Genomic DNA, 9,056 nt, shown 5'->3' on the forward strand with positions numbered 1-9,056 from the left:
CTGTATTGAACAGGGTTATACAGGTTCACTGAACAGGTACCCCATATGAAGAGGCGCGCGGTTCAACTGTCTCCCGGCACGGGCAAGCCCGAGCAGATCGCGACCGTTCTCGAACATGAAATCCGCTCTGGCGTTCTCGGCTTCGGCGACCGCCTGCAAAGCGAGAACGAGCTTGTCCAACGCTTCTCAGTCAGCCGCAATACGGTCCGCAAGGGCCTCGAGGAACTGTCCAGCCGCGGGCTGATCACCACCAAGGTCGGCATCGGCTCGTTCGTCACCTTCGACGGCAAGCCGGTGGATGACGCCATCGGCTGGTCGCGGGCACTGGCCAATGCCGGAGCCAATGCCGAGACCCGGACGCTGCGGCTGGAGGTCATCGAGGACACCGATCTGGCCGCGCTGCTTGGTATCGAAAGCCCGTTCTTCATCGCCGTCGATCGGGTGCGCACCAGCGCCAGCGACGGCCATGCGATCTCCATCGAGCGCAGCCGGCTGCCATTGTCGTCCGAGCTTGAGGACGTGCCGTTGCGCGGATTGCGCGAGGGCTCGCTGCACCAGACGCTGCGCGCCGCCGGCCTCATTCCCGACCACGGCGAGGAATGGGTCGAGATCGAGATGCTCAACGCCGAGGACGCCGCCATCCTCGGCTGCCCGCAAGGCACACCGTTCCTGCGCGGCCGCCGGTTGACACGCGCCGTCGACGACCGGCCGATCGAATATGTCACCAGCCTGCTCAACCCCGCGCATTTCGCGCTGCATATGAGGTTCTGAGCGATGCCGGACAAAGCCAAGGACCCGCTCGATCGCGCCATGGGCGCGCTTGTTGGCGGGGCGCTTGGAGACGCGCTCGGCATGCCGACGCAGCTTTTGTCGCCAGCCCGCATTGCCGAACTCTATGGTCATGTCGAGGATTTCATCGCGCCTTTCGCCGATCATCCGGTGTCGAAGGGACTGGCTGCCGGCACCATCACCGACGACACCGAACAGGCGCTGCTGCTCGGCCGCATTCTCGTCGAATCCGGCGACCGCTTCGATCACGCGCGCTGGGTCAATGCGCTGCTCGACTGGGAACGCGAGGTCAAGGCGCGCGGCAGCTATGACCTTTTGGGACCATCGACCAAACGCGCCATCGACGCCATCAACAATGGCGTGCCGGCCGAGGAAGCGGGACGCAGCGGCGACACCAACGGTGCGGCCATGCGCGTCGCGCCGGTTGGCATCATGATGCCAACCGAACCATTGGAGACGTTCGTTGCCAAGGTGGCTGAGACCTGCCGGGCAACGCACAACACCTCGATAGCTATCGCTTCCGCCGCTGCCGTTGCCGCCGCTGTCAGCCGCGGCGTCGCCGGCGGCGGCTGGCGCGATGCTTCCGCCAGCGCCGTCGCGGCGGCGAGGCGAGGGGCGACGCTCGGCCATTGGATCACCGGCGGTGACATCGCCACGCGTATCGTCTGGGCACAGGACATCGTGCGCGGCAAGGCGATCAGGGATGCGATCCGGCTGATCACCGATCTGGTCGGCACCGGCGTCGCCAGCCAGGAATCCGTTCCGGCGGCCTTCGCCGTGCTGGAAGTTGCCGATGGCGATCCATGGCAGGCAGCCATCATCAGCGCCAATCTCGGTGGCGACACCGACACGATCGGCGCCATCGCCGCCGGCATGGCCGGCGCCTGCACCGGTTTCTCGCGCCTGCCGCAGCAGCATATCGCGCGGCTGAAGGGCATCGACATGTCAGAGGTTCGCGCGCTTGCGGCCGACCTCGTGACGGCACGAGTGGCGAAAACCGGTTCCGGCAAGGACGCGGCGGCATGACCGGGCGTCTCGTCCATGTCGGTAGTGCCGTGGTCGATTATGTCTACCGCATCGACGCCTTGCCGGCGCCCGGTATGGAAAAGACGGCGTCGAGCTTCGCCCAGGTTGCCGGCGGTGGCTTCAACATGATGGTCGCGGCCAGCCGCACCGGGACGAAGGTGGTTTTCGGCGGCCAGCTCGGCAGCGGGCCGAACGGCGACTTCCTGCGCGCCGCTTTCGCCGCGGAGGGCATCGAGACACTGACGCCGCCATCGCCCCTGATGGACAGCGGCAATTGCGTCGCCATGATCTCGAGCGACGCCGAACGCACCTTCGTGTCGTGGCCAGGTGCGGAAAGCGTGCTCAGCCTCGACATGATGGCGCCGGTGATGGTCGCGCCTGATGATTGGGTGTTCACCTCCGGCTACACGCTGAGCTACCCCGCAAGCCGCGACGCGCTCACCGACTGGATCGAGGCGTTGCCTGCTGAAACACCTTTCGCCTTCGACCCGACGCCGGTCATCTCGGACATTCCGCGGCCGATCCTGTCGCGCGTGCTTGCCCGCACGACATGGCTGAGCTGCAACACGACGGAGGCGGCCGAGATTGCCGGGCCGGGCGATGTCGAGGCCGTCGCGGCGCGGCTTCTGGACGACCATTGTCCGCAGGCTGCCGGCGTGGTCATCCGCGCCGGCGCAAAGGGCTGCCATATCAGGTTGGTCGACGGGTCAGCGCGGACCATTGCCGGCTATACGGTCACCGCCATCGATACCAATGGCGCCGGCGACACCCATATCGGGGCTTTCGTCAGCGCGCTGGCGCGCGGTATCCCGCCCTTCGAGGCGGCGCGCTATGCCAATGCGGCGGCGGCGATTTCGGTCACTCGCCACGGCGGCTCGTCAGCGCCGACCGATCACGAAATCCAGACATTCCTGAGCCATGCCGCCGATCCATCGGGCGCAGGCCGGACACAGAAGGCCAATGCATAATTGCCGGAAGCCTGACAAGCCCGGGAAGCGGGCAAACACAGAGAGGAACCAACATGCGCATGCCTGACTTGACTGCTCTTGTGACGGCGACCGCCGTCTTTACCTCCGCGCTCGCCTTCGCCGCCAAGGCCGACGAAGTGCATGTGCTCAACTGGAAGGGCTACGGCACCGACGAGCCGTGGGCCGTAGAGGCTTTCGAAAAGGCGACCGGCAACAAGGTCGTCAACGACTTCTTCAATTCCGAACAGGAAATGCTGACCAAGATCCGGACCAATCCCGGGCTCTACGACGTAGTCATGATCAATGCCGCCTTCAACGACCAGGCGATGGCCGGGAAACTGATCCAGCCCATCGACGTCTCCAAGTTGCCGAACTATGCCGACATCAGCAAGGACAAGGCGGGATCGCCGATGCTCGTCCACGATGGCAAGGTCTATGGTGTGCCGTGGGTGTGGGGCCTGACGGCGCTCGCCATCAACGAGAAATCCTTCGACAAGCCGCCGACGAGTATCGCCGAGATGTGGGATACCGCGCACAAGGGCCGCGTCGTCATTCGCGACGACGCCGTCGAGGCGGTCCAGTTCGGCGCCATCGCCACCGGCCAGAACATCAACGACATCAAGGATATGGACGCGGTCAAGGCGAAGCTCACCTCGCTGATGCCGCAGATCAAGACCTTCTGGAGTTCGGAGAACGACTGGAACCAGATGGTTGCCTCCAACCAGATCGACATCGGCACCTATTGGAGCGGCTCGGCCGATCGCGCCAAGACGCATTTCAAGCTGCCGGTCTCGCTGGTCGTGCCGCAGGAAGGCGCCGTCGCCTGGCTCGACGCGTTTTCGATCCCGGTCGGCGCCAAGAACGTCGCCGGGGCCGAGGCCTTCATCAACTACATGATCGACCCCAAATTCTACGTCGAATGGGTCACCAAGGTCGGTGCGCCGGTGTCAGCCAACACCAAGGCGGTGGGAGCGCTGCCCGAGGATGCCTTCAACCGCAAGGTGATGGGTGATCCCGAAGTGGCCAAGCGCATCCAGTTCCAGGCGCCGATCACCGACGCGCAGCGCGAGGCCTATCTGGCCCTGTGGCAGCAGCTTAAGGTCGACGTGAAATAAAGCCGACATCCGGGCCAGCCGGCGGTTCGCGCCGGCTGGTTCTAGGAATCCTGCGGAGGAGGCTGTCATGGCAGCTGCAACAGCGTCGCGCAGCGGGCTGAGATCGGCATTGCCGCTGCTGGCGCCGGCTTATCTCTGGCTGACGGTGGCGATCTTCCTACCACTCTCGGCCATGGTCTTCTTCTCGTTCATGACCGAGCTGCCGCTGTCGGAAAAACCGTGGGCCTTCACCCTTGGCAACTATGCCGCCTTCTTTTCGCAAAGCCTTTATCTGACACTGCTGCTGGCCTCGCTGCGCCTCGGTCTCGAGGTGACGTTGTGGTGCGTCATCATCGGCTACCCTGCGGCCTATGTGCTGGCCAAGGTGCTGAAAGGGCGCAGCCGTGAGGCCATCTTCCTGCTCGTCATCCTGCCGTTCTGGTCGAACGGACTGGTGCGCATCTTCTCCTGGGCGATGGTGCTGCGCGAGGGCGGCATCCTCGACACCGCACTCAACGCCGTGCTGCCGTTCAAGATCAACATCGACCTGATGTATTCCTATCCGGCCGTCATCATCGGGCTGGTGCATTCCTACGTGCCCTATATGGTGCTGACCTGCTATCTCACCCTGCAGGCCATCGACGACTCGCTGATCGAGGCCGGACGCTCGCTTGGCGCCTCGCGGCTGCAGGTCTTGAAGCGGGTGATCATCCCGCTGTCGATGCCGGGGCTGGTGGCGGGTGCGGCACTGATCTTCGTGCCGGTCGTCGGCTCGTTCATGGAACCGCGCATCCTTGGCGGTCGTACCGGCACCTTCTACGGCACTGTCATCGAGGACCAGTTCGTCGCCGTGTTCAACTGGCCGCTGGGTGCCGCGCTCTCCTTCATCCTGCTGGCAGTGGTGCTGGTCATCCTGGCGGTGGCCTCACCGGTGCTGAGGAGGGCCGCGTGACGGCCACCACCCGCATCCTCGAATGGTTCGGCCGCCTCTACATCTGGCTGCTGCTTGCCTTCCTCTATCTACCGATCATCATCATGGCGCTGATGTCGTTCAACGTCTCGCCCTTCTACCAATTACCGTTCGAATGGACGACCGAATGGTACGCGTCGCTGTGGCAAAACGACCAGCTGATCGCCGCCACCTGGAACAGTGTCGAAATCGCCGTCATCGCTACCGTCATCTGCACGGTGCTCGGCTCGGCGGCGTCGCTGGCGCTCTATCGCTATGAGTTTCGCGGCAAGAAATTCCTGCAGGCGCTTTTGTTTCCGCCGATCGCCATACCGTGGCTCATCACCGGCACGGCGATGCTGATCTTCTTCTTCGGCGTCGGCATCGGCCGCGGCCTGCATGCGATCCTTCTCGGCCATGTCGCATTGGCGCTGCCCTATGTCATCGTCGTCGTTTCGGCCCGGCTGCAGACCTTCGCGCCGGAGCTGGAAGAGGCCGCGCGATCGCTCGGCGCCAACCAGTGGCAGGTGACGCGGCGCGTGACGCTGCCGTGGATCATGCCTGGCGTCATTGCCGGCGGACTGTTTGCGTTCGCCGTCTCGTTCGACCAGTTCGTGGTGTCCTATTTCCTGGCGACGCCGGGGCAGACGACACTGCCGGTCGAAATCTACGCCGCGATCCGCAAGGGTTTCACGCCCGAGATCAATGCGGTCTCGACGATCATCATCGTCGTGTCGATGGCGCTGATGCTGCTGACGGCAAGGTTCTTCAAATTCGGCGGAGAAAAATAATGGCCGGCGTGCAGGTATCGAACGTCTCGCGCAGCTTCGGCGCGCACAAGGCGCTGGACGACGTCTCCATCGATTTCGCCGATGGCGGTTTCTATGCTCTGCTTGGGCCATCGGGCAGCGGCAAGACTACGCTGCTCCGGCAGATTGCCGGCTTCGATTTCCCCGATTCAGGCCGCATCACCATCGGCGGCGAGAGCGTCGAGCGGGTGCCGGTCGAAAAACGTCGCATCGGCATGGTGTTCCAGAACTATGCGCTGTTTCCCAATATGAGCGTCGCCGACAATGTTGCCTTCGGCCTGTCGGTGCGCGGCGAGGCCAAGGCGACCATCGCTACCGAGGTGCAGCGCGCGCTCGATCTGGTGCAACTCGGCAAGCTCGGTGGCCGCCGGCCGCACCAACTCTCTGGGGGGCAGCGCCAGCGCGTAGCGCTCGCCCGTGCCATCGTCACCAAGCCGCGCGTGCTCTTGCTCGACGAGCCGCTCGGCGCGCTCGACAAGGCGCTGCGTGTCGATATGCAGATCGAGCTCAAGCGCATCCAGCGCGAGATCGGCATCACCACCATCTTCGTCACTCACGACCAGGAAGAAGCGCTGACGATGAGCGACCGCATCGGCATCCTGCGCGACGGCAGGCTGGTGCAGGAAGGGCCACCGGAGGAGATTTACGATCGGCCGAAGAGCGAGTTCGCCGCCACCTTCCTAGGCGACGCCAACATCTTTCGTGGTGACTCGACGGGCAACGGCATCCGGCTGCCGGACGGCACGGCGATTGCCGCCGGCGCGGGCGCGACGCTTGCCGCCGGCGCCAAGGCGAGCTGTGCCGTGCGGCCCGAACGCATCCGCATCGCGACGGAGGCTGGGACGCCTGATGCGGCCAATTCGAACACGCTCAAGGGACAGATTTCCAAGCGCATCTTTGCCGGCAACAACAGCACCTACTTCGTCGAGCGTGCCGGCCAGACGCTGAAGGTGATCGTGCAGAACACCGGCATGGAACGGCTGGCGGAAGGTCAGGATGTGGTGCTGCACTGGTCGCCGGAGAGCACGGTGCTGATCGCGCCGGGCTGATGCTCACACCGGCTCTTGCCAGACTGTTCGCAATCAGGGACAGCATAGACGGCACAGCCCGGAGCATACCGATGACCTTGGAACTGAGTGCGCGGGACCGATCCATGCTCGACGGCGAGCAGGGCCCTTCCGCGGCCGCCGCGATGAAGATACTGATCGCCTTTTCCAAGGCCGTCGGGGCAGGCAGTCTGCTCGACATTGCCGGCGCACATATCGATGGCTGTCTCTACCATGGCAAGGCCGGCCTCGATTTCGTCGAGCGGCTGGTCGACGGCGGCGGCCGAGTCCAGGTGCCGACGACATTGAATGTCGGCTCGTTCGACCTCATCCATCCCGGCATGGTGAAAATGCCGGCGGCGGTAGAGGTGCCGGCGAGGCGGCTGATGAAGGCGCATCTGGAGCTTGGCTGCGAGGCGACCTTCACCTGCGCGCCTTATCAAACGCGGTTCCGGCCAGACTTCGGCCAGCAGATCGCCTGGGGCGAATCCAATGCCATCGTCTTTGCCAATTCGGTGATCGGCGCGCGCACCAACCGCTATGGCGATTTCATCGATTTGTGCTGCGCCATGACCGGACGCGCGCCGGCCTGGGGCCTGCATCTGAGCGAGAACCGGCGCGGCCGGCTCCTGTTCGAGCTGGCCATTGCCGACCTGGAGCCGAGCGACAGCCTGTTCGTCGGCATCGGGCTGGTGATCGGGCAAGCGAGCGGCGACCGCATTCCGGTGATTGCCGGCCTGCCGCGGCCACGCGACGAGGACCAGTTGAAGGCGCTGGGGGCGGCGGCGGCAACGACCGGCGCGGTGGCGCTGTTCCATGCTGTCGGCATCACACCGGAAGCGCGGACGCTGGTTGAGGCGTTCCAGGGCCATGCGCCTGACGAGACGATACGCATCACCCGCACCGATATCGACCACGCTCTGGCCAGGCTGTCGAGCGTGCCCGAAGGCGCGCCGCTGGCGGCCGTTTCGCTCGGTACGCCGCATTTTTCGCATGAGGAATGGATGCGGCTGCTGCCGATGCTGCGCGAGGTCGCGCCGGGCAGGCGCATCCCGATCTATGTCAATACCGGCCGGGCGACCCTGACGCGACTGCAGGCGGAGGGGGCGTTGGCTGGCATGGAGGCGTTCGGCCTGATCCCGGTTGCCGACACCTGCACCTATGTCACCTCGATCCTCAAGCGCCTCGACGGCGTGGTGATGACCAATTCCGGCAAATGGGCGCATTACGCGCCCGGCAATATCGGCGTGTCCGTCGCTTTCGCCGAGATGAAGGACTGTATCCGTTCGGCTGCGGCCGGGCATGTCGTGCGGAGCGCCTCATGACGATAGAACGAACCGGCACCTTTCAGCTGGCTGGGGAGGCTCAGGGCCAAGCGCTGGTGTTTTCGCAACCGCTCAGCTTCTGGGGCGGCATCGATGCCGAAACCGGCGACATAACGGACCATTCGCATCCCGGCCTTGGCCAGAATGTCGTCGGCAAGATCCTGGTCATGCCGAGCGGGCGTGGCTCGTCGTCTTCATCCTCGGTCCTGGCCGAGACGATCCGCAGGGGCACCGCGCCTATCGGGATTCTTCTGGAGCGGCCGGATCCGATCCTGGCGGTCGGCGCTATCATTGCCGAGTTTCTTTACGAGATCCGCATGCCGCTGGTGGTGTGTGATACTATGGGCATTGTTTCCGGCGATCGGATCGTGATCTGTGTTGGCGAGGATGGCGCGGCGGTCATTCGCAAAGGCTAGGGACCAGTGCTCGTTGGCCAAGGGGCGGCGCCAGCGATTCTTAGGTCCGCTGCCATCGAAATGTGCTTCAGCCCTCAGCCAGCCATCAATCCCGCCGAGCCGCGCCGCCAGTAGGCCGCGGCCAACGTTTGATCGCGGCCGAGCCCCAGCGTATCGCGCCAATATTCGCGCACGATCTTGGCGGCGGCCGCTTCCGCCGCGAACCAGCCGAAGGCCGAGCCGCCCTGCGGCCACGCCACCGAGCGGACGGCCTCTGCCAGCAGTCTGTCCTCGCCCGCCGGCACGCCGTCCCGTGTCAGCCAATGCAACTCGATGCCGGTTGTATTGTCGATCGTCTGCCGTTCACTGCCATTGACGATCTCGACAAAGGCGATGCCTTTTGTCTCGGCCGGCAGCGTCTCCAGCAGCCGCGCCAGCGCCGGCAGGCCGGTTTCGTCGGCGCCCATGACATACCATTCTGCTTGCCGCACCGGGCGGCCGACCGGTCCCATGATGCCGACCCTCATGCCGCGGGGCGCCGGGCGACCCCCCGCGGCGCCGGCCCGCGGCCCGGGGGGGGCGGGGGGGGGGGCCTAGAATGGGGGCGTTGGGGCCGCGGGCGCGCGGGGGGGGTTGACGCGGGGGCCCCGGCGGC

Annotated in this window: 10 protein-coding genes; 9 read left to right on the forward strand and 1 reads right to left on the reverse strand. The window is 65.1% G+C overall.

Annotated features, from left to right (window positions below; all coding sequences use genetic code 11):
* Positions 1-45 precede the first annotated feature (45 nt).
* The 9 genes from NKH02_RS27275 (at position 46) to NKH02_RS27315 (ending at position 8,422) form a co-directional block, all read left to right on the forward strand.
* On the forward strand, positions 46-771 hold the full coding sequence (locus tag NKH02_RS27275; RefSeq protein ID WP_352873466.1) for a GntR family transcriptional regulator: 726 nt from the start codon (positions 46-48) through the stop codon (positions 769-771).
* 3 nt (positions 772-774) lie between these two features.
* Positions 775-1,815 carry an ADP-ribosylglycohydrolase family protein gene (locus NKH02_RS27280; RefSeq protein ID WP_352873465.1) on the forward strand — a complete coding sequence of 347 codons (1,041 nt, stop codon included), beginning with the start codon at positions 775-777 and terminating at the stop codon, positions 1,813-1,815.
* Positions 1,812-2,783: a PfkB family carbohydrate kinase gene (locus NKH02_RS27285; RefSeq protein ID WP_352873464.1), complete on the forward strand. Its 972-nt coding sequence runs from the start codon at positions 1,812-1,814 to the stop codon at positions 2,781-2,783. Before NKH02_RS27280 ends, NKH02_RS27285 begins: the two co-directional genes overlap by 4 nt.
* A gap of 53 nt (positions 2,784-2,836) precedes the next feature.
* The gene (locus tag NKH02_RS27290) at positions 2,837-3,898 is read left to right on the forward strand and encodes an ABC transporter substrate-binding protein (RefSeq protein ID WP_352882807.1); all 1,062 of its coding nucleotides are present in this window, start codon (positions 2,837-2,839) and stop codon (positions 3,896-3,898) included.
* A gap of 67 nt (positions 3,899-3,965) precedes the next feature.
* Complete coding sequence (locus NKH02_RS27295) at positions 3,966-4,829, forward strand: ABC transporter permease (protein WP_352882808.1); 864 nt, start codon at positions 3,966-3,968, stop codon at positions 4,827-4,829.
* Positions 4,826-5,617 (forward strand): ABC transporter permease, encoded by a 792-nt coding sequence (locus NKH02_RS27300; protein ID WP_352882809.1) that lies wholly within the window; start codon positions 4,826-4,828, stop codon positions 5,615-5,617. Before NKH02_RS27295 ends, NKH02_RS27300 begins: the two co-directional genes overlap by 4 nt.
* Positions 5,617-6,684 (forward strand): ABC transporter ATP-binding protein, encoded by a 1,068-nt coding sequence (locus tag NKH02_RS27305; protein ID WP_352873459.1) that lies wholly within the window; start codon positions 5,617-5,619, stop codon positions 6,682-6,684. Before NKH02_RS27300 ends, NKH02_RS27305 begins: the two co-directional genes overlap by 1 nt.
* Before the next feature lie 71 nt (positions 6,685-6,755).
* Positions 6,756-8,006, forward strand: coding sequence for an aconitase X (locus tag NKH02_RS27310; RefSeq protein ID WP_352873458.1), 1,251 nt, complete (start codon positions 6,756-6,758; stop codon positions 8,004-8,006).
* Positions 8,003-8,422 (forward strand): aconitase X swivel domain-containing protein, encoded by a 420-nt coding sequence (locus NKH02_RS27315; RefSeq protein WP_352882810.1) that lies wholly within the window; start codon positions 8,003-8,005, stop codon positions 8,420-8,422. Before NKH02_RS27310 ends, NKH02_RS27315 begins: the two co-directional genes overlap by 4 nt.
* A 74-nt stretch (positions 8,423-8,496) precedes the next feature.
* Here NKH02_RS27315 and NKH02_RS27320 read toward each other — a convergent pair whose 3' ends face one another.
* Complete coding sequence (locus tag NKH02_RS27320; protein ID WP_352882811.1) at positions 8,497-8,928, reverse strand: siderophore-interacting protein; 432 nt, start codon at positions 8,926-8,928, stop codon at positions 8,497-8,499.
* Between the last annotated feature and the right edge of the window lie 128 nt (positions 8,929-9,056).

Origin of the sequence: Mesorhizobium sp. M1396 (assembly GCF_040317725.1) — a bacterium.
Taxonomy (GTDB): domain Bacteria; phylum Pseudomonadota; class Alphaproteobacteria; order Rhizobiales; family Rhizobiaceae; genus Mesorhizobium.

Bases quoted from the DNA above. Each gene is read 5' to 3' on its own strand.
- NKH02_RS27310 (WP_352873458.1), top strand. From the start codon at position 6,756: ATGACCTTGGAACTGAGTGCGCGGGACCGATCCATGCTCGACGGCGAG.
- NKH02_RS27305 (WP_352873459.1), top strand. From the start codon at position 5,617: ATGGCCGGCGTGCAGGTATCGAACGTCTCGCGCAGCTTCGGCGCGCAC.
- NKH02_RS27280 (WP_352873465.1), top strand. From the start codon at position 775: ATGCCGGACAAAGCCAAGGACCCGCTCGATCGCGCCATGGGCGCGCTT.
- NKH02_RS27290 (WP_352882807.1), top strand. From the start codon at position 2,837: ATGCGCATGCCTGACTTGACTGCTCTTGTGACGGCGACCGCCGTCTTT.
- NKH02_RS27285 (WP_352873464.1), top strand. From the start codon at position 1,812: ATGACCGGGCGTCTCGTCCATGTCGGTAGTGCCGTGGTCGATTATGTC.
- NKH02_RS27275 (WP_352873466.1), top strand. From the start codon at position 46: ATGAAGAGGCGCGCGGTTCAACTGTCTCCCGGCACGGGCAAGCCCGAG.
- NKH02_RS27295 (WP_352882808.1), top strand. From the start codon at position 3,966: ATGGCAGCTGCAACAGCGTCGCGCAGCGGGCTGAGATCGGCATTGCCG.
- NKH02_RS27315 (WP_352882810.1), top strand. From the start codon at position 8,003: ATGACGATAGAACGAACCGGCACCTTTCAGCTGGCTGGGGAGGCTCAG.
- NKH02_RS27320 (WP_352882811.1), bottom strand. From the start codon at position 8,928: ATGAGGGTCGGCATCATGGGACCGGTCGGCCGCCCGGTGCGGCAAGCA.